Raw genomic sequence first — 23,044 nt, 5'->3', positions numbered from 1 at the left:
CCACCATCCGTCGCGGTTTCTCGCGGCCGGTTCGCCGAAATCGGGTCAGGGGCGCGCAGCAGCCGCGGCATCGGCGGCAACCGGGAGTGCCCCTTCGATGAGCTGGAGCTCCCGCTCGCCGTGCGCGGCCGTGAGGAACCAGGCCTCGAAGACACTCGGCGGTAGAGCGACGCCCTGCTCCCGCAGGGAGTGGAAGAACGGGGCGTAGCGGAACGACTCCTGCGCCTGCGCCACGGCGTAGTTCCGCGGCTCGGACGCACGGAACGACGCGCTGAACAGGTTGCCGGCTCGGGCCACGGCATGCGTGACGCCGGCCGACGTGAGGGCGGCATCGAGGGCGGCCGACACCCGGGCGGATGCCGCGTCCACCGTGGCGTACACCTCTGGGGTCGCGAGTCGCAAGGTCGCCAGGCCCGCAGCGACCGACAGCGGGTTCCCCGACAGGGTTCCCGCCTGGTAGACCGGGCCGAGAGGTGCGAGCAGGTCCATGACCTCGGCGCGACCGCCGAGCGCGGCCAGGGGCATGCCTCCACCGACGACCTTGCCGAAGGTGAAGATGTCGGGCAGATAGTCCTCGCCCGCCGCCGCCTGCAGACCCCAGAACCCCGCCGGGTGCACGCGGAAGCCCGTGAGCACCTCGTCGAGGATCATGAGGGCACCATGTGCGTGCGCGGTCTCCGCGATCAGACGGTTGAAGCCGGGCAGGGGGGCGACGACTCCCATGTTCGCGGCCGACGCCTCGACGATCACCGCGGCGATGCGCGGGCCGTGCTCGGCGAACACCGCGGCCAGCGCCTCGGGGTCGTTGTAACCGATCACCAGGGTCTGCGCGGCGATCGGCGCAGGAACACCGGCCGAACCGGGGAGCGCCAGCGTCGCGACACCGGAACCCGCCTCCGCGAGAAGCCCGTCGGAGTGACCGTGGTAGTGCCCGGCGAACTTCACGAGCAGGTCGCGACCGGTCGCGCCGCGCGCGAGGCGGATCGCCGTCATGGTCGCCTCGGTGCCGGTGGACACCAGACGCACACGTTCGATCGGACGGGTCTCCCCGAAGCGGACCCGGTCGGCGATGAGCGCGGCGAGCTCGACCTCACCCTCGGTCGGGGCGCCGAACGAGAGTCCTCGAGCCGCGGCTTCCTGCACCGCAGCGACGATCTCCGGGTGCGCGTGGCCGAGGAGAGCGGGGCCCCAGGAGGCGACGAGGTCGACGTACTCGCGCCCCGCGGCATCCGTCACGGTGGCGCCCTTCGCCGAAGCGAGGAATCGCGGCGTGCCTCCCACCGAGCCGTAGGCACGCACGGGTGAGTTGACCCCACCCGGGATCACCGCGCGGGCAGCGGAGAACAGGTCGTCATTGCGGTCGGTCATGAGAGATCCTCGGAGGTATCAGTCGCGCAGCCAGCCGGCGGCCTCGGTCGCCCAGTAGGTCAGCACGGCATCGGCACCCGCGCGGCGGATGGAGAGCAGGGATTCGAGCACGGCGGCCCGGCGGTCGATCCAGCCGTTCGCGCCGGCGGCCTCGATCATCGCGTACTCGCCGGACACCTGGTACGCCCAGACCGGGATGCTCACGGTGTCGCGCACCTCGCGCAGCACGTCGAGGAAGGCCATCGCCGGCTTCACCATGACGATGTCGGCGCCCTCGGCCTCGTCGACGACGGCCTCGCGGACGCCCTCGCGCCGGTTGCCCGGATCGAGCTGGTACGTGCGACGGTCACCCTGGAGCTGAGAATCCACGGCCTCGCGGAAGGGGCCGTAGAAGGCGCTCGCATACTTGGCGGCGTAGGCGAGGAGGAGCGTGTCGGTGAAGCCCTCGGCGTCGAGCGCCGCGCGGATCACCGCGACCTGGCCGTCCATCATCCCCGACAGTCCGAGCAGCTGGGATCCGGCACGGGCCTGGGCCAGAGCCATCGAGGCGTAGCGCTCGAGCGTCGCGTCGTTGTCCACGGAGCCGTCGGCCGCGAGCACGCCGCAGTGGCCGTGATCGGTGAACTCATCGAGGCACAGGTCGGTCTGCACGACGAGCGCGTCGCCGACCTCGGCGGCCAGCGCTTCGGTCGCGACGTTCAGGATGCCGCGCGGATCGTCTGCTCCGGACCCGCGAGCGTCGCGAACCGACGGCACACCGAACAGCATCACGCCGCCGACGCCGGCCTCCGCCGCCTCGACGGCGGCAGCACGCAGCGAGTCGATCGAGTGCTGGGCGACCCCGGGCATCGAACCGATCTGCACCGGCTCCGCGATGCCTTCGCGGACGAAGAGCGGCAGGACGAGCTGTCGGGGCTGCAGCGAGGTCTCGCGCACGAGATCACGCACGGCCCGCGACTGACGCAGGCGCCTCAGTCGGACATCGGGGTGGCTCACGGCGCGAACTCGTCGGCCGCGTGCGGAAGCGTGAAGTGCGAGACCGCATCGATCAGCGCATCGATGGTCTGCCGGTCGGCGACCACCGACACCGGGAGGCCCGCACGCTGCGCATCGTTCGCGGTCCGTGGACCGATGGCGGCGAGCAGCGTCTCGTCGGGGATCTCCGGGAACTGCTCGCGCACCTGCTCGGCGACGGAGCCGCTCGTGATGAGGATCGCGTTGATCCGGCCGTTCTCGACGTCGCGGCGGATGCGCTCGGTCACCGGGACGCCCACCGTGCGGTAGGCGACCACGCCGTGCACGTCGTGACCCGCCTCGGAGAGGAGCAGGCTGAGCACGGGCTTCGCGATCTCGCTGCGGAGAGCGAGGATGCGGCGCGGCTCCTGTTCGAGAGCGATGAGCTGCTGCGCCATGCCCTCGGCCGAGTTGTCCTGCTCGGGCACCAGCGTGACCTCGTAGCCGACCGCCTGCAGGGCGGCCGCGGTGGTCTCGCCCACGGCAGCGATCTTCGTCGACCGAGGGATGACGGCTCGATGCGCGAAGAGCACATCGACGGTCGTGGCGCTCGTGACGGTCAGCCAGTCGAACTCGCCCGCGGCCAGCTGCGCCAGCGCGGTGTCGAGCGTCGCCTGATCGGTGGTCGGCGCGAAGTTGATGAGCGGCGCGACGACGGGCACCGCGCCCAGTGCGCGCAGGCTCGCGGCGACGCTGTCGCCCCACGGCCCGCCACGCGGCACAAGAATGCGCCAGCCGTCCAGCGGTCGGTCCTGCTTGATTTCGGAAGTGGTCATGAGGGTTTATTGCTCTCGGGGTACGAGGCCGGCCGCCCCTTGATCGAGCAGCCGACGGGCAACAGTGAACCCGAGCTCGCGCGCTGCGTGCACCGGGTCTGCACCATCGGCAGCATCCGCTCCATTGCCACTGCCGTTCCGACGAATATACTCCCCGTTCAGGTCTTCGGTGACGTCGAGGCCGATCCGGCGCCCGCCGTCGACGGCGTAGACGACGGTCCTGACACGGATCGAGGACCCGTCGACCACGGCGTGAGCGGCCATCGGCGCCTGGCATCCCGCGTCGAGTCCTTCGAGGATCGCGCGCTCCACCGTGATGGCGAGTCGGGTGTCGAGGTCGTCGAGACCAGCGAGCGCCGCGCGTAGCTCCTCCGGCGCGTCCTCCCGTGTTTCGACGGCGAGAGAACCCTGGCCCGGCGCGGTCGGCCACTCGGCGAGACCGAGCTCCTCGCGACGCAGCGGAGACTCCGCCCCGAGCCTCGAAAGCCCTGCCGCGGCGAGGATCACCGCGTCGAGCTCCCCGGTGGAGACCCGCGCCAGCCGGGAGTCGACGTTGCCGCGGATGTCGACGACTTCGGCGCCCGGCGCCCGCCTGCGCACCTGGGCGATGCGGCGCGGCGAGCCGGTGCCGACCGTACTCCCGGAGCGCAGCTCGTGCAGCGGGATGCCGTCACGGGTGAGCACCACGTCACGCGGATCCTCCCGCTTCGGGGTCGCCGCGATCACGAGGCCGTCGGGGATGACCGTCGGCAGATCCTTCAGGGAGTGCACCAGGAAGTCGCACTCCCCGGCGAGCAGGGCCTCGCGAAGTCGCGTGGCGAAGATGCCCTGGCCGCCGATCTCGGAGAGCGAGGCGCGATTGGTGTCACCCTCGCTGGTGATGGGGACGAGCTCGACCCGGCGCCCCGAGAGCTTCTCGAGGGCCGTGGCGACATGACCGGACTGCGCCTGCGCGAGCGCGCTGCGACGGGTGCCCAGACGGATGGGGGTGCTCATGGCGCTTACTGCAGAACGTCCGCGATCTCGTCGAACCGGAGTCTGCGCCCCGTGTAGAAGGGCACCTCCTCCTTCACGTACAGGCGGGCGTCGGTGTAGCGGAGGTCGCGCATCAGGTCGACGAGGTCGGTGAGCTCGTCGGCCTCGAGGGGCAGCAGCCACTCGTAGTCGCCGAGCGCGAACGAGGCGACCGTGTTGGCGAGCACGCCGGTGAACGCAGCGCCCTTGCGGCCGTGGTCGGCGAGCATCTTGCGACGCTCCTCCTCGGGGGCCAGGTACCACTCCGGCGTGCGCACGAACGGGTAGAGGCACAGCCAGTCCTTCGGCTCGACCCCGCGGAGGAAGCCGGGCACGTGGGCGCGGTTGAACTCGGCGTCGCGGTGCACGCCCATGACGTTCCACACCGGGAGGAGCGGGCGGAGCAGTTCGGTGCGGCGCAGGCGACGCAGCGCCTTCTGCAGCTCCTCGGCGGTCTCGCCGTGCAGCCAGACCATGAGATCAGCGTCGGCCTTGAGGCCGGAGACGTCGTAGAAGCCGCGGACGGTCACGCCGGAGTCCTCGACGTAGGAGACGATCGTCTCGAGCTCGGTCGACTCGGTCTCCGTCACGGGAACGTCGGGGTTTCGTCGCCAGACGGCCCAGAGGGTGAAGCCGGACGGGTTCTCATCGCGCTCTTCGGACATCATGCTCCCCAGTCTGCCTCGTTTGCGCAGGAGCCGCTAATCCCCCCGACCGGGGGAATCAGCGGCATCCTGGAATGCGGTCGTCAGCGTGAAATGGCGCGCGCGATAGCCCAGACCGCGCCCCCCACGACGGCTGCGATGCCGACGGTCGCGGCGATCGCGCCGAGCGGATTGCGGTCGGCGAAGACCCGGGCCTTCGCCGCAGCGCGGGTCGATGCCTTCTCGACACGGCGGGGGATGTTCCCCTTCACCTCGATGGCGGCAAGCGCCGCCTTCAGCTCGGCTCGAGCGGAGGTCACCGGGTCGACGATGCCTGCGGGGACGACGGTGCGCGGCAGGGACTCAGAATTCGTCATCGCCGGCCTCCTTCACGAGTCGGATGTCTTCGGCCACGGCCTGCGCCGGGTTCTGACGGCGGAGAACCTTGCGGAACTTCAGGATGCCCAGCAGCGCGAATAGCAGCACGGCGAGGATCAGGATGCCGAACACGACGATCGCCGACAGCCACACCGGCCACCAGGACGACAGCCCCGCGATCGCGAACACGAGGATCACCGGCACGGCCCAGAACAGGAAGAACAGCGCGACGACGAACCACACGGAACCGATGCCGGCATCCTTCGAGGTGCGCGAGACCCACGCCTTGGCGGCGTCGATCTCGGCCTTGACCAGATTCGTGACGAGTTCCGGAAGATCCCCGAGGAGGGTCAGCAGACTGTCGTCGGCACGATCTCGGTATCCGCGGGGCATGTCAGGCGCCGGTCTTCTTGGGTGCGGACTTCGAGGCCGTGGACTTGGAGGCCGTGGACTTGGAGGCCGTGGACTTGGAGGCAGTGGACTTCGACGCGGCCGGCTTCGACGCGGGCTTGCTCGTCTTGGCGGTCGCCTTCGCCGCCTCGACGGCCTCCTCGGTGGCCTCGGCCAGGTCTTCCGCCGCCTCGCGGCCGGTGGCGATGGCGGAGTCGAGCCGCTGTCCGGGTGTGCCGTTGCCCGTCACCGACTTGGCCACCTTGACGACGCCGGTCCAGAGAGCGCCCGGCACGGCCGCAGCCTTGTCACCGACGAAGCCCTTGACCTTGGAGACCTGCTCCTGCACGGGATCGAGTTCCCACACCTTCAGCCACTGCGTCTTGATCTGCTCATAGCGCTCACGTCCGGCACGGGTGCCGAGGACGTAGCCCACGCCGAGTCCGACGACGAGTCCGATCTTCCCCTTCATGGGGTCTCCTCACCTAGTTCCGGTTGTCCGGCCTGCTTCGCCCGGCTTGGATGGCCCGCAGGCTTCCGCTCCCCGCGACCAGGCTCCCAGCGTAGCCCCGTATGCCGATTTCGGCATCTATGGGTCAGAGGGTTGACACAGAGCGTGCACTCACTCCCACAACAGGGCGCGGCGCAGGCGGTCGGCTTCGTCGCGCGCATCCGGGATCACCTGTGCGAGGCCGGTGCCGGCGAGCCAGGCTCCCACCGCCGCGATACCGGGGACGGCCTGCACCGCGGCACGTGCGGCGGCGCGACGCTCACCGGAACCGATGATCGACGCCGGCTGCGACTGCACGAACCGACCGCGGTGGGCGGCGATCACGGCTTCGGGGGCGAGCGTGACCCCGAGCATCGTGGCGGCTTCGGTCCGCGCGAGATCGGCGGCGGCCTCGTCGCTCAGCGCCGCCGTCGCTGCGGGCTCCCCCTGCGCTCCGAACGACACCCGGACGAGGTGTCGCCGACCTGCGGCTTCCCGCACCCAGGCCCACTTCGCGGTCGAGTGCGTGAGCGCCTTGGCCGTGTGGCTGTCGGGCACCGTGAGCACGCCGGTGCCGCGCGGCGCGGCATCCAGCACGGGGGCGTCGAGCAGGAGCGTGACGATCTCGATCTCGGGCGACGCGGCGGCCTCGGCCTTCTTCAGCGCCGGCACCGCAGCGGAGAGGAGCGCGCGGGCGGCGGCCTCAGGCGTGGCGACGATGACCGCGTCGGCGGCGATCTGCTCGATCACGGGCTCGGACTCGACCGCCTCGGCCGCGTGCAGTTCGGCGACCACTGCATCAGCCTCTTCTGCGGCCGCCGGGGCGACCATCGGCACGGCCTCGGTCTCGACGTCCCACCCCTTCGCCGTCTTCCGGATGCCGCGCACCCGCACTCCGGTGCTCACCTCGGCGCCGAGACGGATCAGGTCGGCTGCCAGCGCATCGACGAGCCCGCTCATCCCGCCGGACAGCCCCTCGACCGCGGCGCCGGGGGTCTTCGCCGCCGTGGCGACGCCGGCCTTCGTTGCCGCATCGTCCCGAAGAGATTGCACCGCACCGGACAGCGACCCGACGCGGGTGAGCGCGGCATTGAGGCCGGGAGCCGCGATGTCGATGTCGACGTCGTCGGGAGATGCGGAGTAGACGCCGGTGGTCACGGGAGCGACGAGGCGGTCCCGCACCTTCGATCCCATCCGCGAGGAGACCAGCTTGCCCAGGCTCAGCTGGTGGCCGATCGTGAGCGGCGGACGCACTCGGTCGAGGTAGGCGCGCCAGACTCCGGACCACCCGAGGATGCGACGGACGTCGTCCTGGAAGGGGTTCGCGGGGATGCCGAGGATGCCGCCGACAGGCAGCGGCGCCGCACCCACGCCCGGGATGCCGGCGAGCCATGCACCGCCCGGCCGAGGGGCGACGATACGGTCGGCCAGCCCCAGCTCCTCGACCAGTGCCCGCACCAGGCCGCCCCTGGTCGCGTAGCTCTCGGCGCCGGCGTCCACGACGACTCCGTCGAGCTCGATCCGGCGGATCGCGCCACCCAGTTCGTCTGCGGCTTCGAGCAGCGTCACCTGCATGCCGACCTTGGCGCACTCGCGCGCGGCGACGAGTCCGCCGATGCCGCCGCCGATGACGACGACGTGCTTCTCCGCCGCGCGGGCGGCGAGGTCGGACGGCTCGGCGGAAGACGGCTCTGAGGTCATGCGGTCAATTCTCCCATCGGCCGTCTCGGCCTGATCGTCAGACGGTGTGCGCGAGCTCGACGATGCGGGTGAGCTGGTCGGGGTCGGTCTCGGGCGGGACGCCGTGGCCGAGGTTGAGGATGTGTGCCCGGGCCGCGCGGCCGCGCGCGATCACATCGCGCACGTGTGCCTCCAGCACGGGCCAGGGGGCGGAGAGCAGGGCGGGGTCGATGTTGCCCTGCACCGTGACATCCGGGCCGAGGATCGCGGCGGCCTCATCCAGCGGCTGACGCCAGTCGACGCCGACACCGTCGGCGATGCCGTCGAGGCGCATGTCGGCGAGGAACGGACCCGTGCCGACACCGAAGTGGATGGTCGGCAGGCCGATGCCCTCGAGTGCCGCGCGGGAGTGCGGGGCGACGAAGGCGCGGTAGTCCGCGGTGCTCAGCGAGCCGGCCCAGCTGTCGAAGAGCTGCACGACGGATGCCCCGGCATCGCGCTGGGTCTCGAGGAAGCGGCGCGAGACCTTCGCGAGCCAGCCGGCGAGACGGTTCCACGAGTCGGGGTCGGAGTGCATCATCGCCCGTGCACGCAGGTGCTCCTTGGAGGGGCCGCCCTCGACGAGGTAGGCCGCGAGAGTGAAGGGGGCACCCGCGAAGCCGATCAGCGGGGTGTCGCCGAGTTCGGCCGTGACGAGGCGCACGGCCTCCGCGATCGCCGTGCCGTCGAGGCCGTCGGGATCGATGGCCGTGATGCGATCGACGTCGGATGCGGTGCGCACCGGGTTCGCGAACACCGGCCCACGCCCCGGCTCGATCTCGACGTCGACCCCGGCGAGGCGCAGCGGGATGACGATGTCACTGAAGAAGACGGCCGCATCCACCCCGTGGCGGCGTACCGGCTGCAGCGTGATCTCGGCGGCGAGGTCGGGGGTGAGACAGGCATCGAGCATCCGCGTCCCGACCCGCAGGTCGCGGTACTCCGGGAGCGACCTGCCGGCCTGCCGCATGAACCACACCGGAGCGTGGGCGGGGCGGGAGCCTGCGAGGGCGCGCAGGAGCGGAGCATCGGAGAGGGCCATGCCCCCATCCTCCCATTCCGCCCTTATGCGGCCGCCGAGTTCGCCCGGTCGAATCTCGGTCGCCACGCTCTCCGGTACAATCGATCTGTGCTGCTGTGTGTGACGGCGAGTCACAAGACCGCCTCCTTCGAATTGCTCGAACGCCTGAGCCGCACCCCCGACGACGTCGCTCCCACCATCGTGGGTATGACGCCGTGCGTGCAGGGTGCCGTGGTCCTCGCGACGTGCAACCGGTTCGAGGCGTACGTGGAAATGGACGAACCGCTCACCGCGGCCGGCGCCATCGGGGTCGAAGCGGTCATCGAGGCGGTCGAATCCGCCACCGGCATCCCCGCCACCGAACTCGACGGCGCCTACACCGTGCACTCGGGCCGCCGCGTCGCCGAGCACCTCTTCTCAGTCGCCTCCGGTCTCGAATCCGTCGTCTCCGGCGAGGGTGAGATCGCCGGTCAGGTGCGCCGCGCTCTGAAGTCCGCCCGCAAGGACGGCACCACCTCGCCCGAGCTCGAGCGCCTCTTCCAGCGCGCCAGCCAGGCGCAGCGCAAGGTCAAGAACGTCACCGCCCTCGGCCGCGCCGGCCGCTCGCTCGTGCGCCTCGCTCTCGAGCTGGCCGACAGCCGCATCGCGGATTGGTCCGCCGAGCGGGTGCTGCTGGTCGGCACCGGCGCCTACGCGGCGGTCACCCTCGCCACGCTCCGCGAGCGCGGCGCCGTCGACATCTCGGTGTACTCCCCCTCCGGCCGCGCTGCGGTGTTCGCCGCGAAGCACGGCATCCGTCCGGTCGCCGCCGACGAGTACGCCCGCACCGCCGCGCACTCGAGCCTGCTGATCACCTGCACCACGGCGACGGAGCCCGTTCTCGGCCCGGAGCACCTGCAGCTCCCGGTCGCCGCCGTCGCCGCGGGCTGCCCGGTCGGCGCCCACAGTCGGCTCGTGGTCGACCTCGGCATGCCGCGCAACGTCGACCCCGCCGTCGCCGCCCTCGAGGGTGTCGCCCTGCTCGACCTCGAGACCATCCGCCTGCACGCGCCGCTCGAAGAGCTGCAGGCGACGGATGCCGCACGCAGCGTCGTCCGTGAGGCCGCGGAGACCTTCCATGTGGTGGGTTCCCGCCAGAGCGTGACCCCGTCGGTCGTGGCACTCCGCTCGCACATCTTCGAGCTGCTCGAGCGCGAGATCGACCGTGCCCGTGCCCGCGGCGATGAGGACGGCAAGGTGGAACAGGCTCTGCGTCACCTCTCGGGCGTACTCCTGCACACGCCGACCGTGCGCGCTCACGAGCTCGCCGCCGCCGGCCGCGCCGACGAGTTCACCGCGGCGCTCGCCGCCCTGTACGGCATCGCGCCCGAGGCCGACGCGTCTGCCGCGGACAACGCAGCCACCGCCTGACCCGCGCTCGCGCTCCCTTCGGCCTTCTGCACTTCCCTCGGCCGTTTCGCGCCCATACGGCCGAAGCACGCGCGATCAGCCGATCGATGCGTGCCTCGACCGCAGGGTGCGACACTGGAGGCATGGCCCTTCACATCACCGGAGACACCGCCGCCGACGAGCTGCTGACCGACAATCCGCTCGCCCTGCTGGTGGGGATGCTGCTGGATCAGCAGGTCCCCATGGAGACCGCGTTCGCCGGTCCGCTCAAGATCGAGCAGCGCACCGGAGCGGCGGATGCCGCGACCATCGCGCACATGGCACCGGACGAGTTCCTCGAGGCGTTCAAGCAGACGCCCGCCGTGCACCGCTTCCCCGGGTCGATGGCGACGCGCGTGCAGACGCTGTGCCAGACGCTCGTCGATGACTGGGACGGCGACGCCGCCGCCCTCTGGACCGAGGGCGACCCGGACGGGCCCGAGGTGCTGAAGCGCCTGAAAGCCCTTCCCGGATTCGGCGAGCAGAAGGCGAAGATCTTCCTGGCTCTGCTGGGCAAGCAGTACGGCTTCACGGGCGAGGGCTGGCGCGAGGCCGCAGGTGCATACGGCGAAGACGGCTCGTACCGCAGCGTCGCCGACATCGTCTCGCCCGAGTCGCTCACGAAGGTGCGCGAGCACAAGAAGGCCATGAAGGCCGCGGCGAAGGCTCCGAAGTGAAGCCCACGGGCGATGATGTCGCGGGACTCATCGCCCGCTCCTCCCCCGCCGTCCGACGCCGGGACGCCGAGACGCTGACCGCACTCATGCAGGAGATCACCGGACGCGAACCGCAGACCTGGGGCACGATCATCGGCTTCGGTTCGTGCCACTACCGCTACCCGACCGGCACCGAGGGCGACAGCGGACTGCTCGGCTTCGCACCCCGCAAGGCCGCGACCACGATCTACCTCTTCGACGGCGTCGGTGCCCACTCCGAGGCTCTCGCCGAGCTCGGCCCGCATACGACCGGCGTCGGATGCCTGTACATCAAGGACCTGGAGCAGGTCGACCTCGACGTGCTGCGCGGCATCCTCGAACGCTCGCTCGCGTGGGTCGAAGCTGGCGGCACCCCCGAGGTGCAGCTCACCGTCACCGGTTGACACGCGAGACCCGCCCGTGCGGCAGCGGCACGGACGGGTCTTCAGTGTGCGGGATCAGGACTGCGTGGCGAAGAATGCGCGGATGTCGTCGGCCAGCAGGTCCGGACGCTCCAGGGCGGCGAAGTGTCCGCCCTCGTCGAAGCGGCTCCAGTGCACGATGTTCGTGTTGTCGCGCTCGGCGAAGACCCGGATCGTCTGGAAGTCGTCCGCGAACACGGCGACCCCGGTCCGTGCGGCATTGATCCGCGGCTCGGCGCCCTCTGCCGCGGCATCCGCCCTGGCGTTCTCCAGGTAGCTGCGGCTCATGCCCGAGGCCGCGTTCGCGAACCAGTTCACGCTGACCTCGAGCAGGATCTTCTCGAGCGGCACGAGCGACGTGCCGTTGCCGAACGAGTTGAACAGCTCGCTGTAGGCGAGCAGCCCGACCGGGGAGTCGCTGAGCCCCACCGACACGGTCTGCGGGCGCGAGGCGTTCATCGTGTTGTACCCGCCGACGGACTGGAACCACTGCATGTGCTCGAGGCCGGCGTAGTCCGCGGGCTCCAGCTTCTCGAACTCCGCCGGGTCGCCGGAGGGGAACGAGAACAGCTGCAGCACGTGGAGTCCGAGGAAGCCTGCGGGCTCGAGCAGACCCAGCTCACGGGCCACCATCGCGCCGTTGTCGGAGCCGTGGATGCCGTAGCTGTCGTAGCCGAGCCCGCGCATGAGGCGGTCGTACGCCGCGGCGACCCGACCGACCGTCCAGCCCGTCGAGGCCAGAGGCTGCGAGAACCCGTAGCCCGGAGCATCCGGGATCACGACGTCGAAGGCGTCTTCGGCACGGCCGCCGTGAGCCACCGGGTCGACGAGCCGGTCGATCAGGTCGAGGTAGTCGACCGACGAACCGGGGTAGGTGTGCGCGAGGAGCAGCGGAGTCGCACCCTCGTGAGCCGAGCGCACGTGGAGGAAGTGGATGGTCTGGCCGTCGATCTCGGTGGTGAAGTGCGGGACCGCGTTGATCCGCTCCTGGGCCGCAGCCCAGTCGAAGTCTCGCCAGGCGGCGACGGCCTCGCGCAGGTAGGAGTTGGGGGTGCCGGCATCCCAGTCGTCCGTCGGCGACGGCTGCGGAAGACGGGTGCGGGCGAGGCGATCCTGGAGATCGGCGACCTCGGTGGCGGAGACCGAGACGGTGAAGGGGCGGAAGGCGAGCGTCGTGTTTTCCATATCTCGAAGGTAGAAGGGCATTAGGTTGGATTCGTTCCTAATAAACAGATCACTTTCGAGGAGTTCCGATGGCCGACCCGACCGCTCGTCTGCTCGCGTTGCTGGCGCTCTTGCAGACCGGTCCGGAGCGCTCCGGAAGCGACCTCGCGTCGCGTCTCGGCGTCTCGGCGCGCACTGTCCGACACGACGTCGAGCGACTGCGTGACCTCGGCTATCCCGTCGACGCCACGCGAGGGTCCGTCGGCGGCTACCGGCTCGGTGCAGGAGGAAAGCTGCCGCCCCTGCTGCTCGACGACGAGGAGGCGGTGGCCGTCACCGTCGGACTCCGCGCGGCGGCCGGTATCGCCGGAATCGCGGAGTCGAGCGCCAGAGCCCTCGCCAAGCTGGAACAGGTGCTGCCGTCGCACCTGCGCCCCACGGTCGACGCCCTGCGATCGAGCGTCGAGCGCGCACCGGAGAACAACGACACGGATGCCCCGGACCCCGAAGTCGACGCCGCGTCGCTGCAGGCCATCGCGAGCGCGATCCGCAACGGGGAATGGCTGCGCTTCGACTACGACGGAGCGCCCGTGCTGGTCGAGCCGTACCGGCTGCTCACCTGGGTGCGGCGGTGGTACCTCGTGGCCCGCGATCCGCAGACCGACGAATGGGGAACCTACCGCGTCGACTGGATGGAGCTGCGGATGCCGACGCATCGCCGCTTCGATCCGCAGCCGCTCCCCGGGGGCGACTACACGGCGTTCGCGATGCGGACCATCGCGGTGAGCGGCTGGAAGGTGCACGCCCGACTGCGGATCGACGCACCCGCCGAGGCCGTGCTCGACCGGATCCATGCCGCGGTCGGCGTGGTCGAACCGGTCGACGACGAGCACTGCATCCTCGTCACGGGTGCGGACAGCCTCGACACCGTCGCCGCCTACATCGGGATGCTGATGATGGACTTCACGGTCGAGAGCCCGCCCGAGCTGCTCCCGCGGCTGCAGCTGCTCTCCGAGCGGTATGCGCGGGCGGTCGCCGGGAGCGCATGAAAGACCCCGCCGGCCACTCGGGCCGACGGGGTCTTGATCGCGGGAACCTCAGGCGCCGCGCAGACGCTCCGCGAGGTACGCGTGCAGCTCGTCGATCGAGACGCGCTCCTGCGCCATGGTGTCGCGGTCGCGCACCGTGACGGCGCGGTCGTCGAGCGAGTCGAAGTCGACCGTGACGCAGAACGGGGTGCCGATCTCGTCCTGGCGACGGTAGCGGCGACCGATCGCACCCGCGTCATCGAAGTCGACGGCCCAGGAGCTCCGGAGCGTGTCGGCGACCTCGCGGGCGAGCGGCGACAGCTTCTCGTTGCGCGACAGCGGCAGCACGGCGGCCTTGACCGGGGCGAGGCGCGGGTCGAGCTTGAGCACCGTGCGCACGTCGGTGCCGCCCTTGGCGTTGGGCACCTGCTCCTCGCGGTACGCGTCGACGAGGAACGCCATCATGGCGCGGGTGAGACCGAACGACGGCTCGATCACGTACGGGGTGTAGCGCTCGCCCGTGGCCTGGTCGAAGTACGTCAGGCTCTGGCCGGACGCCTCGCTGTGGCTGGAGAGGTCGTAGTCGGTGCGGTTGGCGACGCCCATGAGCTCGCCCCACTCCTTGCCCGCGAACCCGAACTTGTACTCGACGTCGATCGTGCCGGCCGAGTAGTGCGCGCGGTCGTCTTCGGGCACGTCGAACTGACGCATGTTCTCCGGGTCGATGCCCAGGTCGATGAACCAGTTCCAGCAGGCCTCGACCCAGTGCTCGAACCACTCCTGCGCCTCGGCCGGGGGCGTGAAGAACTCGATCTCCATCTGCTCGAACTCGCGGGTGCGGAAGATGAAGTTGCCGGGGGTGATCTCGTTGCGGAACGCCTTGCCGACCTGGCCGATGCCGAACGGCGGCTTCTTGCGGCTCGCGGTGAGCACGTTCGAGAAGTTCACGAAGATGCCCTGCGCCGTCTCGGGGCGCAGGAAGTACAGACCCGACTCGTCGTCGACAACACCCAGATAGGTCTTCACCAGGCCGGAGAAAGCCTTCGGCTCGGTGTACTGACCCTTGGTGCCGCAGTTCGGGCAGGGGATGTCGGCGAGACCGTTCTCGGCCTGGCGGCCCTTGCGCGCCTCGAAGTCCTCGATGAGGTTGTCGGCGCGGAAGCGCTTGTGGCACTGCAGGCACTCGACCAGCGGATCGGTGAACGTGGCGACGTGACCCGACGCCTCCCACACGCGCTTGGGGAGGATGATGCTGGAATCGAGGCCGACCATGTCGCCGCGGCCGCGCACGAACGTCTGCCACCACTGGCGGCGGATGTTCTCCTTGAGCTCCGTACCGAGGGGCCCGTAGTCCCAGGCCGATCGAGAACCGCCGTAGATCTCACCCGCTTGGAACACGAACCCGCGGTGGCGGGCGAGGGCGATGACCTTGTCGAGGCGGGACTGTTCGGCCATGGTGGCTCCAATGGTCGGATGCGGGAGAAGACCCGTGAACACGGGCACCTCATTCTATCCGTCGTCCCGCGCGGGACCTGGCCCCTCGGCCCACCGCGGAGTACCGTCCTGGGATGAGCACTTCTGCGCGCACTCGGCGGACCCGCGACGAAGACACCCGCTTCTTCGGCCAACCCTGGGCGCTCGTGCACATCTTCGGCGTGGAGATGTGGGAGCGGTTCAGCTTCTACGGCATGCAGGGCATCCTGCTCATCTACCTGTACTTCGAGATGACCGAGGGTGGCCTCGGCATCCCCAAGGCGGTCGCGGGCGGCATCGTGGGCGCGTACGGAGGGTCGGTCTACCTGTCGACGATCCTCGGGGCCTGGCTCGCCGACCGCCTGTTCGGCGCGGAGCGGGTGCTGTTCGTCAGCGCGATGGTGATCGTGGCGGGGCACCTCGCCCTCGCCCTTCTTCCGGGCGCGGTCGGCGTCGGCGTCGGCCTCGTGCTCGTGGCACTGGGATCCGGCGGGCTCAAGGCGAACGCCACATCGGTCGTCGGCAGCCTCTACAGCGCCGACGACCCGCGACGGGATGCCGGCTTCTCGCTGTTCTACCTGGGCATCAACCTCGGCGCTTTCCTGGGCCCGATCCTCACCGGCATCCTGCAGTCCTCGCTCGGCTTCCACTACGGCTTCGGACTTGCGGCCATCGGGATGACGCTCGGGCTCATCCAGTACTCGTTCGGCCGCAAGGCGCTGCCCGCGTCGGCGCGGGAGGTGCCGAACCCCCTCCCGAAGTCCCGCTATCCGCTGGTCGGACTCATCGCGGCCGCCGCGATCGTGCTCATCGCCGTCCTGGTGCTCACCGGCGTGATCCGACCCGACAACCTCGCCACCCTGGTGATCGGTGTCACGATCGTCGCCGCGATCACCTACTTCTCCGTGATCCTCGGCAGCCGTCGCATCGACGCGACCGAACGATCGCGGGTGTGGGCGTTCCTGCCGCTGTTCATCACGAGCGTCGCGTTCTGGTCGCTGTATCAGCAGCAGTTCACGGTGCTGACGATCTACTCCGACCAGCGTCTGAACCGCAACCTGTTCGGCTGGGAGATGCCCGTCTCCTGGGTGCAGTCGATCAACCCGGTCTTCATCATCATCCTGTCCGGAGTCTTCGCCGCGATCTGGACCAAGCTCGGAAAGCGTCAACCATCGACGCCGGTGAAGTTCGCGCTCGCGGCCATCATCATGGGGTCGGCATTCCTGCTCTTCCTGCCGTTCGCCGGCGGCGGGGAGAACTCCACGCCGCTGCTGGCGATCGTCGGGATCCTCTTCGTGTTCACGGTGGCGGAGCTGCTCATCTCGCCGGTCGGCCTGTCGGCCGCCACGAAGCTCGCACCTGGCGTGTTCCGCACGCAGATGGTCGCGCTGTTCTTCCTGTCGATCGCGCTGGGGACGGCGATCTCCGGCTGGCTGGTGCAGTTCTACAACCCCGACGACGAGGTGCCCTTCTTCTCGATCCTCGGGGGGATCGCCATCGTCGTCGGCATCGGGCTGCTGCTGAGCGTCAAGCCCGTGCTGAAGCTCATGCGCGGGGTGCGCTGAGCGCGTCCCGCATCGGCGATCCGGCGGCTCGGCTCAGGCGGTGAAGAGGTAGCCGCGCGCGTTGTCGTAGCCGGCGATGGTCAGGCCGCTGCCGAGCAGCCCCTCCATCTGCGCGCGCAGTCGGAGACGCCACTCGTGGGCGGCCGCCGGGTCGGAGACGCGCATCGCCTCGATGTCGGCGGGGATCTCGAGGGTCTCGACCACTGCGTCGTCGGCCGGGGGCTTGGCGATGTCGGCGAGCGCCCACTCGACGTCCAGCCGGTCGCTCTCGTCACCCGCGTCGCCGCCGCCGAAGATGCCGTAGCGGTTCACGGAGTAGCCGGTGGCGCGGGCGCCCAGCACCGAGAAGAAGAAGTGCGCGTTGCGCGCCACGAGCGGGTCGAACACCCAGGTGATGCGTCCGACGTCGCGCGAGAACGCCCACTGACGCTGGTGCTCCTTGAGCTCGCGACCCCAGCCGCGCCCGCGGTACTCCGGCAGCAGCGCCGTGATGTGCGAGTGCATCGCACGTCGGGCGGGCTCGCCGAAGAAGGCGATGGAGGCGCCGACCATGCGCTCCTCGTCGCCCTCGCCGTCGAAGAAGCCGACGACGTAGTTGCCCGACTGCTGCAGGGCGCGCAGGGTGCCGGCATCCACCACGCGCTGCGGACCCCGGATGGAGTCGAGCAGGCCCTGCGCGTCGAGGATGAGTTCAACGGTGTCGAGATCGCGGATGGTTCGCACGCACCCAGTCTGCCCCTCCTGGGGCGGTTCGGGGAAACGGAGCCCGGATCGGACCTCTCCGACGACCCCGCACCGTCGGATCGCCGATAGCCTGAGCCGGTGGGTGCGAACGACGACAGAGCCAGGAAGCGCCTCTCCCGAACCCCGCCGAAGTGGGCGATCGTCGCGGTCCTCGCCTTCGCGGGTCTCTGCTCGTCGTTCATGTTCACGCTCGTCGTGCCGTTGCAGGCCGAGCTGCCGCAACTGCTGAACGCGTCCCGCGAGGACACCACCTGGGTCGTCACGATCACGCTGCTGGTGGCCGCGGTCGCCACGCCGATCTCCGGCCGACTGGGCGACATGTACGGCAAACGCCGCGTCGTGATCGTGCTGCTCGCGATCCTGATCCTCGGCTCGGTGATCGCCGCGGTCTCCGGCTCGATCATCGGCGTGATCATCGGGCGCGCACTCCAGGGCGCCGTGACGGGCGTCGTCCCCCTCGGCATCGCGATCATGCGCGACGTGCTGCCGACCGAGCGGCTCGGCACCGCGGTCGCCCTGATGAGCGCGACCATGGGCGTCGGCGGCGCGATCGGCATGCCCGTCGCCGCACTCCTCGCCCAGAACGCCGACTGGCACATGCTGTTCTGGCTCGCGGCCGCGCTCGGCGTCGTCGGACTGCTGCTCGTGCTGGCCGTGATCCCCGAGGATGTGCTCCGCTCCCCCGGGCGCCTCGATGTGCTCGGCGCCATCGGGCTGGCCATCGGCCTCACCGGCATCCTGCTCTTCGTCTCCCGGGGTGCGCAGTGGGGCTGGACCTCACCCCTCACACTGGTCTGCATCATCGGCGGGCTGGCCGTGCTGCTGGTGTGGGGCTGGTACCAGCTGCGCACGAAGGACCCGCTGCTCGACCTGCGGGTGGCGGCGCGCCCCGCCGTACTGTTCACCAACATCGCCGCGATCGGCATGGGGTTCGCACTGTTCGCCTCGAACGTGACGTTCCCGCAGCTGCTCGAGATGCCCGCGGTCGGCGGCGCCGGTTTCGGGCTCGACATGCTCGCGGCGTCCCTCGTGATCATGCCCGCCGGCCTCGTGATGATGGTGATCTCACCGCTCTCCGGCTGGCTCGAGCGCACGGTCGGACCGCGGCCGCTGTTCACCGTCGGCGCCGGCGCGATCGTGCTCGCCTACGTGTTCGTGCTGCTGTGGTCGTCCGAGGTGTGGCACATCTTCGTCGCCAACATCTTCATCGGAGTCGGCATCGGCTTCACCTTCGCCGCGATGCCCATGATCATCATGCGGTCGGTGCCGGCGAACGAGACCGGCGCCTCGAACGGCCTGAACGCCCTGTTCCGCTCGGTCGGCACCTCGAGCGCCTCGGCCGTGATGGGCGGCGTGCTCGCGGCGATGAGCATCGACGTCGACGGTGTCGCGGTTCCGACCCGCGCCGCGTTCGAGGTGTGCTTCTGGCTCGCGATCGCCGCCGGCATCATCGCGGTCGTGCTGTCGCTCTTCATCCCGAAGCAGCGCAGCTCCGAGCAGCATCCGTCCCTGCCCGGCTGAGTTCCGCTCCCCGCGCCGTCAGCGGGAGATCGTGCGCGGGTCCGGGTCGCCGTCTCGCGGCGGTCGCAGCCGGTCCGGGATCGGCCACGCCAGGGTGAACTGCGCCGTCGCCGGACGGGTCATGTCCCCGAAGTCGTCGATCTTCACGACGATCCGACCGGGCACGCCCTCCTCGTCCGGCGTCACCTCGAGGATGCGCACCCGCAGCGGGCGGTCCCCCTCGCCCTCGAGCATCCACGGATCGGCGAGCCACGCGATGCCGTGCTCCTCCAGCGCAGCCTCGGCATCGAGCCACTCGGTCGGGACGGATGCGGGTCGCCCGAGCACGTCCACGGCGACCCAGTCGTCTCCCTCAGGATGGATCCACCCGAGCAGCTCACCGTCGTCGCGGCGGTGCGGGGTCCAGTCGGGTCGGGGCATCCTCCGATGCTAACGACACGGAACCGCTCTCAGTGCGTGTACTCCATGAGCTCGACGCCGAGCACCCGGAAGGCGTCGTGCGCGCGCAGCCGGTGCGTGATGGAGAGGTCGTCGAAGCAGACGATGAGCGAGTAGGCGACGCCGGCACGGGGTCCGGCCAGCACTCCCGCCTCGGCGCGGACACCACGATCGCGGCCGGTCTTGTTCACGAACAGCAGACCGTGCGCGTCGTGATCGTGCGAGAACGGGTCGAGGCCGGTGGATGCCGCGACCAGGCTCAGGTCCTGGTTCAGGCTCAGCCACTCCGACACCTGCGCGCTGACCGCGGCGTCGACGACCTGCGAGTTCACCAGGGCCGAGAACAGCCCGGCGAGCTCCCGAGCGGATCCCACGGCGACCTGCGGGGCGTCGTCCGGACCGCGGCGGTCACGGAACCGGTCGAGCAGGGCCGTACGGCGCAGCCCGAGCGACTCGATGCGCTCGCGCACCCGGTCATGTCCGACCTTCTGCAGCAGGGCGTTCACGGCGATCGGATCGCCGGCTGTCGCGGCCAGCACGGCGAGATCCTCGAGCGGCAGCGCCGGAGCGTGCAGATGCCGCCACAGGCCGGAGGTCTCCACGGCCTCGACACTGTCCCGCTCGATGATCTCGAACGGATCGAGCGCTCCGCTCTGGAAACCGGCGGCCACCTCGATCAGCAGTGGGACGACGCCGAGCCCCGCGACGGGCATGGTCACGTGATCGTCGCCGGCCAGCACGTGCACATGATTGTCGAGGTCGACGACGTGCACCGACACCTGAGCGCCGGAATCGACCAAACCCTCGAGCGACCGCAGGGTGGCCGTGAAGGAGCGGCGCCCGAGCGCGGCGCGGCGCGGGAGGCGGCGACTGGTCCGCTGGGAGCGACGGCCCGCAGAAGACTCCGGCGCACCGCCGACAGACTCCGGGGCCGAGGAGTTGCGGAACCCTTCACCAGGCTCGAGAGCGCCCACGCGTGATCCTTACGAGGGGGGGATTTGCGGGATACCGCGGGGAAGCGCTCCCCAGCGGCAGGGCTATCGTAACCCCACCGCCGGGGGATGCATCACAGAGTCAGACGATTGGTCACCAGATGGTCACACGCGACGACTCGGGGAGCCAGAGGGCGTCTTCCTCGCTCACGCCGAACGCCTCGTAGAACGCATCGATGTTGCGCACGATCTGGTTGCAGCGGAACTCGTTCGGCGAGTGCGGATCGATGGTCAGCAGCCGCAGCGTCTCGGCGTCGCGGCTCTTCTGCTGCCATACCTGCGCCCACGAGAGCAGCAGGCGCTGCACGCCCGTGTACCCGTCGATGACCGGTGCCTCCGCGCCGCCGAGCGACAGCTCGTAGGCCTTGAGTGCGATGCCGAGGCCGCCGAGATCCCCGATGTTCTCACCGATCGTGAGGGCGCCGTTGACGTGGTGCTCGGCGTCCAGCCCCTCGGGGACGAGCGCGTCGTACTGCGCGATGAGCGCCTTGGTGCGCTCCTCGAAGGCCGAACGGTCGGCGTCGGTCCACCAGTCCTGGAGTCGGCCGTCGCCGTCGTATCGGCTGCCCTGGTCGTCGAAGCCGTGGCCGATCTCGTGCCCGATGACCGCGCCGATCCCGCCGTAGTTCGCGGCGGCGTCGCGATTCGCGTCGAAGAACGGGTACTGCAGGATGGCCGCAGGGAACACGATCTCGTTCATGGACGGGTTGTAGTACGCGTTGACCATCTGCGGCGGCATGTGCCATTCGAGGCGGTCGATGGGCTTGCCGACCTTGTCGACGTGCCGGTCGTGCTCGAAGATCGACGCCCTTCGCACGTTGCCGAACAGGTCGGTGCGGTCGATCTCCAGGCTCGAGTAGTCGCGCCACACCTCGGGGTGGCCGATCTTGGGCGTGAAGGAGTCGAGCTTGGCGAGCGCGCGCTCCCGGGTCTCGGCGGTCATCCACTCGAGGTCGGTGATGCTCTGGCGATACGCCTCGATCAGGTGGGCGACCAGCTCGTCCATCGCGGCCTTCGCCGTCGGCGGGTAGTGCCGCTCGACGTAGACCTTGCCGATCGCCTCGCCGAGCGCGCCCTCGGTCAGAGAGACGCCGCGCTTCCAGCGCTCGCGGATCGTCGGCACGCCGGTGAGCTCGGTGCCGTAGAACGAGAAGTTCTCCTGCACCAGGTCGTCGGTGAGGTACGGAGCCGCCGCGTGCACGACCTTGGCCCGCAGCCACGCCTTCCAGTCGTCGAGCCGCTCGGGCGTGAGGAGCGAGCCGAGTCCCTCGAAGAAGCTGGGCTGCGAGACGACGACCTCGTCGAAGGCCGCCGGGTTCGACGGCGACACCGCTTCGCGCCACGGAGCCAGGTCGACGCCGGCGAGCTCCTGCAGCTCGTCCCAGGTCTTGAGGTTGTAGGTCGCCACGGCGTCGCGGCTGCGCACGTTGTCCCAGTGGTGCCCGGCGAGCTCGGTCTCGAGCGCGATCGCCCGGTCGGCGTTCGCCGCGGCATCCGGAACACCGGCAAGGTCGAGCAGCCGTTCGAGGTGTGCGCGATAGGCGGCCCGGGTGTCGGCGAACGTGTCGAGCCGGAAGTAGCTCTCATCCGGCAGGGACAGCCCGGCCTGCATGAGCACGGGCAGGTAGCGCTCCGGGTCACCCGGGTCACCGTCGACGTACATGCCGATCACGGCCGCGCGACCGTCGCGGTCGTAGGCGCCCACCGTGCGCAGGAACGCCGGGATGCCGTCGATGGCGTCGACCTCGGCGAGGGTCTCCTCCAGCGGAGAGAGACCGGCGGCATCGATGCGCTCGGTGTCCATGAAGCTCGCGAACAGGTCGCCGATCTTGCGGGCGAGCGTGCCCTCCTCGGCATCCTGCGATTCCTCGATGATCGCCCGCACGTCTTTCTCGGCCTGCTCGGCGAGAAGATGGAACGAGCCCCACCGCGCCTTGTCGCCAGGGATCTCGGTGCGCGAAAGCCAGGCGCCGTTCACGTGACGATAGAGGTCGTCCTGCGGGCGGATGTCGGAGCTGAACTCATCAAGGGCGAGGCCCACGGGAAGAACGTCAGTCATGCGCACCAGCCTATGACCCGCCTCGGACGTCAGGCCGATTCGCTGCACCATCTTCGGCCGATCGCGCTTCGTTCGGCCAGACTCGCGGCATCCGGCCGAACGAGGCGCATTTCACCGCGGGAAGCGCAGCGGACTTCAGCGGCGTCGCCGACCGAAGCGTCGGCGGCGCGGCTCCGGCACCGGCGCGGCCGCGGGCCTCACCGCCCGACGCTCCGCCCAGGCCACCACCTCGGCGTCGACATCCCTCGGTTCGGTCACGACGGGAGGTCCGCCCTGGAGCTGGCGACGCGCCTCGCGCACGCGCTTGTTGAAGTCCTCGAGCACGTCACGCACGTCCGACTCGCGGCCGAGCAGGTCGAGCTGGTCGTTGAGTTCCCGGTCCTCGGTGCGCAGCAGGATGGCGGGCGGGCCGAGTCCGGTGAGGTTCTCGGTCTCGATCTTGCGGCGTATCCACCAGTCCGGGTCGTGGTGGGTGCCGAGTCCCTCGAGCGGCTTGCCCGCGCCGGGAAGATCGTCGAACTCGCCGCGACGGATCGCCACCTGGATCGCCGTCTCGATGAAGGCGGCTCTGTCGACGGCGGCGCCGGCTCCCGGCGGGACGCCCGGCTCCTCGTCGCCGTCCGCGGTCTCGGCCTGCTGCTGCTGCGCGCGGTAGCGCGCCGCAGCTTCTCGGGGATCCGTCATGATGCACCTCCGCGGCA

Annotated in this window: 23 protein-coding genes; 6 read left to right on the top strand and 17 right to left on the bottom strand. The window is 70.1% G+C overall.

Features of this window, described 5'->3' with window-relative positions; all coding sequences use genetic code 11:
- Nucleotides 1-45: 45 nt before the first annotated feature.
- From CQ034_RS11970 to hemE, 10 genes are all read right to left on the bottom strand, one after another.
- Nucleotides 46-1,368: a glutamate-1-semialdehyde 2,1-aminomutase gene (locus CQ034_RS11970; RefSeq protein ID WP_105711221.1), complete on the bottom strand. Its 1,323-nt coding sequence runs from the start codon at nucleotides 1,366-1,368 to the stop codon at nucleotides 46-48.
- Between the two features lie 18 nt (nucleotides 1,369-1,386).
- Nucleotides 1,387-2,364, bottom strand: a complete 978-nt coding sequence (hemB, locus tag CQ034_RS11965) for a porphobilinogen synthase (protein ID WP_105711220.1) — start codon at nucleotides 2,362-2,364, stop codon at nucleotides 1,387-1,389.
- A complete protein-coding gene (locus CQ034_RS11960; protein ID WP_029261232.1) occupies nucleotides 2,361-3,158 on the bottom strand; it encodes a uroporphyrinogen-III synthase in 798 nt (265 codons plus the stop codon). The genes hemB and CQ034_RS11960 overlap by 4 nt, the downstream gene beginning before the upstream one ends.
- A gap of 6 nt (nucleotides 3,159-3,164) precedes the next feature.
- Nucleotides 3,165-4,154, bottom strand: a complete 990-nt coding sequence (hemC, locus tag CQ034_RS11955) for a hydroxymethylbilane synthase (protein WP_105711219.1) — start codon at nucleotides 4,152-4,154, stop codon at nucleotides 3,165-3,167.
- A 5-nt stretch (nucleotides 4,155-4,159) separates the two neighbouring features.
- Complete coding sequence (hemQ, locus tag CQ034_RS11950; RefSeq protein WP_029261234.1) at nucleotides 4,160-4,840, bottom strand: hydrogen peroxide-dependent heme synthase; 681 nt, start codon at nucleotides 4,838-4,840, stop codon at nucleotides 4,160-4,162.
- An 80-nt stretch (nucleotides 4,841-4,920) separates the two neighbouring features.
- Nucleotides 4,921-5,193, bottom strand: coding sequence for a hypothetical protein (locus tag CQ034_RS11945; protein ID WP_029261235.1), 273 nt, complete (start codon nucleotides 5,191-5,193; stop codon nucleotides 4,921-4,923).
- Entirely contained in the window at nucleotides 5,180-5,587 is a 408-nt protein-coding gene (locus CQ034_RS11940) for a phage holin family protein (RefSeq protein ID WP_029261236.1), read from the bottom strand. Before CQ034_RS11940 ends, CQ034_RS11945 begins: the two co-directional genes overlap by 14 nt.
- 1 nt (nucleotide 5,588) lies before the next feature.
- Nucleotides 5,589-6,056 carry a hypothetical protein gene (locus CQ034_RS11935; RefSeq protein WP_105711218.1) on the bottom strand — a complete coding sequence of 156 codons (468 nt, stop codon included), beginning with the start codon at nucleotides 6,054-6,056 and terminating at the stop codon, nucleotides 5,589-5,591.
- A 150-nt stretch (nucleotides 6,057-6,206) separates the two neighbouring features.
- On the bottom strand, nucleotides 6,207-7,775 hold the full coding sequence (locus CQ034_RS11930) for an NAD(P)/FAD-dependent oxidoreductase (protein WP_105711217.1): 1,569 nt from the start codon (nucleotides 7,773-7,775) through the stop codon (nucleotides 6,207-6,209).
- A gap of 37 nt (nucleotides 7,776-7,812) precedes the next feature.
- The gene (gene hemE, locus CQ034_RS11925) at nucleotides 7,813-8,835 is read right to left on the bottom strand and encodes a uroporphyrinogen decarboxylase (protein WP_105711216.1); all 1,023 of its coding nucleotides are present in this window, start codon (nucleotides 8,833-8,835) and stop codon (nucleotides 7,813-7,815) included.
- Between the two features lie 87 nt (nucleotides 8,836-8,922).
- Between hemE and CQ034_RS11920 the strand changes: the two genes are divergently transcribed.
- From CQ034_RS11920 to CQ034_RS11910, 3 genes are all read left to right on the top strand, one after another.
- Complete coding sequence (locus CQ034_RS11920; protein WP_105711292.1) at nucleotides 8,923-10,224, top strand: glutamyl-tRNA reductase; 1,302 nt, start codon at nucleotides 8,923-8,925, stop codon at nucleotides 10,222-10,224.
- A 122-nt stretch (nucleotides 10,225-10,346) separates the two neighbouring features.
- On the top strand, nucleotides 10,347-10,919 hold the full coding sequence (locus CQ034_RS11915) for an HhH-GPD-type base excision DNA repair protein (RefSeq protein WP_105711215.1): 573 nt from the start codon (nucleotides 10,347-10,349) through the stop codon (nucleotides 10,917-10,919).
- Complete coding sequence (locus CQ034_RS11910) at nucleotides 10,916-11,341, top strand: DUF1801 domain-containing protein (RefSeq protein ID WP_105711214.1); 426 nt, start codon at nucleotides 10,916-10,918, stop codon at nucleotides 11,339-11,341. Before CQ034_RS11915 ends, CQ034_RS11910 begins: the two co-directional genes overlap by 4 nt.
- A gap of 54 nt (nucleotides 11,342-11,395) precedes the next feature.
- Here CQ034_RS11910 and CQ034_RS11905 read toward each other — a convergent pair whose 3' ends face one another.
- Entirely contained in the window at nucleotides 11,396-12,544 is a 1,149-nt protein-coding gene (locus tag CQ034_RS11905; protein ID WP_105711213.1) for an epoxide hydrolase family protein, read from the bottom strand.
- A gap of 68 nt (nucleotides 12,545-12,612) precedes the next feature.
- Here CQ034_RS11905 and CQ034_RS11900 point away from each other — a divergent pair, with 68 nt between their 5' ends.
- Nucleotides 12,613-13,572, top strand: a complete 960-nt coding sequence (locus CQ034_RS11900) for a YafY family protein (protein ID WP_105711212.1) — start codon at nucleotides 12,613-12,615, stop codon at nucleotides 13,570-13,572.
- A gap of 48 nt (nucleotides 13,573-13,620) precedes the next feature.
- Here CQ034_RS11900 and CQ034_RS11895 read toward each other — a convergent pair whose 3' ends face one another.
- Complete coding sequence (locus tag CQ034_RS11895; RefSeq protein WP_105711211.1) at nucleotides 13,621-15,006, bottom strand: glycine--tRNA ligase; 1,386 nt, start codon at nucleotides 15,004-15,006, stop codon at nucleotides 13,621-13,623.
- Nucleotides 15,007-15,119: 113 nt separating this feature from the next.
- Here CQ034_RS11895 and CQ034_RS11890 point away from each other — a divergent pair, with 113 nt between their 5' ends.
- A complete protein-coding gene (locus tag CQ034_RS11890; protein WP_029261246.1) occupies nucleotides 15,120-16,589 on the top strand; it encodes a peptide MFS transporter in 1,470 nt (489 codons plus the stop codon).
- 33 nt (nucleotides 16,590-16,622) lie between these two features.
- On the opposite strand, the gene CQ034_RS11885 is transcribed toward CQ034_RS11890, so the two are convergent.
- A complete protein-coding gene (locus CQ034_RS11885) occupies nucleotides 16,623-17,312 on the bottom strand; it encodes a GNAT family N-acetyltransferase (protein WP_029261247.1) in 690 nt (229 codons plus the stop codon).
- A 99-nt stretch (nucleotides 17,313-17,411) separates the two neighbouring features.
- On the opposite strand from CQ034_RS11885, the gene CQ034_RS11880 reads away from it, so the two are divergent.
- Entirely contained in the window at nucleotides 17,412-18,854 is a 1,443-nt protein-coding gene (locus tag CQ034_RS11880) for an MFS transporter (protein WP_029261248.1), read from the top strand.
- 18 nt (nucleotides 18,855-18,872) lie between these two features.
- Here the strand turns inward: CQ034_RS11880 and CQ034_RS11875 are convergent, their stop codons facing one another.
- The 4 genes from CQ034_RS11875 to CQ034_RS11860 all read right to left on the bottom strand — a co-directional run bounded on the left by CQ034_RS11875 (nucleotide 18,873) and on the right by CQ034_RS11860 (nucleotide 23,027).
- Nucleotides 18,873-19,274: a hypothetical protein gene (locus tag CQ034_RS11875; RefSeq protein ID WP_105711210.1), complete on the bottom strand. Its 402-nt coding sequence runs from the start codon at nucleotides 19,272-19,274 to the stop codon at nucleotides 18,873-18,875.
- A gap of 29 nt (nucleotides 19,275-19,303) precedes the next feature.
- Nucleotides 19,304-20,266 (bottom strand): serine hydrolase, encoded by a 963-nt coding sequence (locus tag CQ034_RS11870; protein ID WP_029261249.1) that lies wholly within the window; start codon nucleotides 20,264-20,266, stop codon nucleotides 19,304-19,306.
- 112 nt (nucleotides 20,267-20,378) lie between these two features.
- Nucleotides 20,379-22,343, bottom strand: coding sequence for a M13 family metallopeptidase (locus CQ034_RS11865; RefSeq protein ID WP_105711291.1), 1,965 nt, complete (start codon nucleotides 22,341-22,343; stop codon nucleotides 20,379-20,381).
- A 135-nt stretch (nucleotides 22,344-22,478) separates the two neighbouring features.
- A complete protein-coding gene (locus CQ034_RS11860) occupies nucleotides 22,479-23,027 on the bottom strand; it encodes a DUF1992 domain-containing protein (RefSeq protein ID WP_258134190.1) in 549 nt (182 codons plus the stop codon).
- Nucleotides 23,028-23,044: the final 17 nt, after the last annotated feature.

This window comes from Microbacterium sp. MYb45 (assembly GCF_002979655.1).
Classification (GTDB): domain Bacteria; phylum Actinomycetota; class Actinomycetes; order Actinomycetales; family Microbacteriaceae; genus Microbacterium.
Note: the sequence above shows the minus strand (reverse complement) of the source record. Positions and strands in the feature narration are given on the sequence as shown.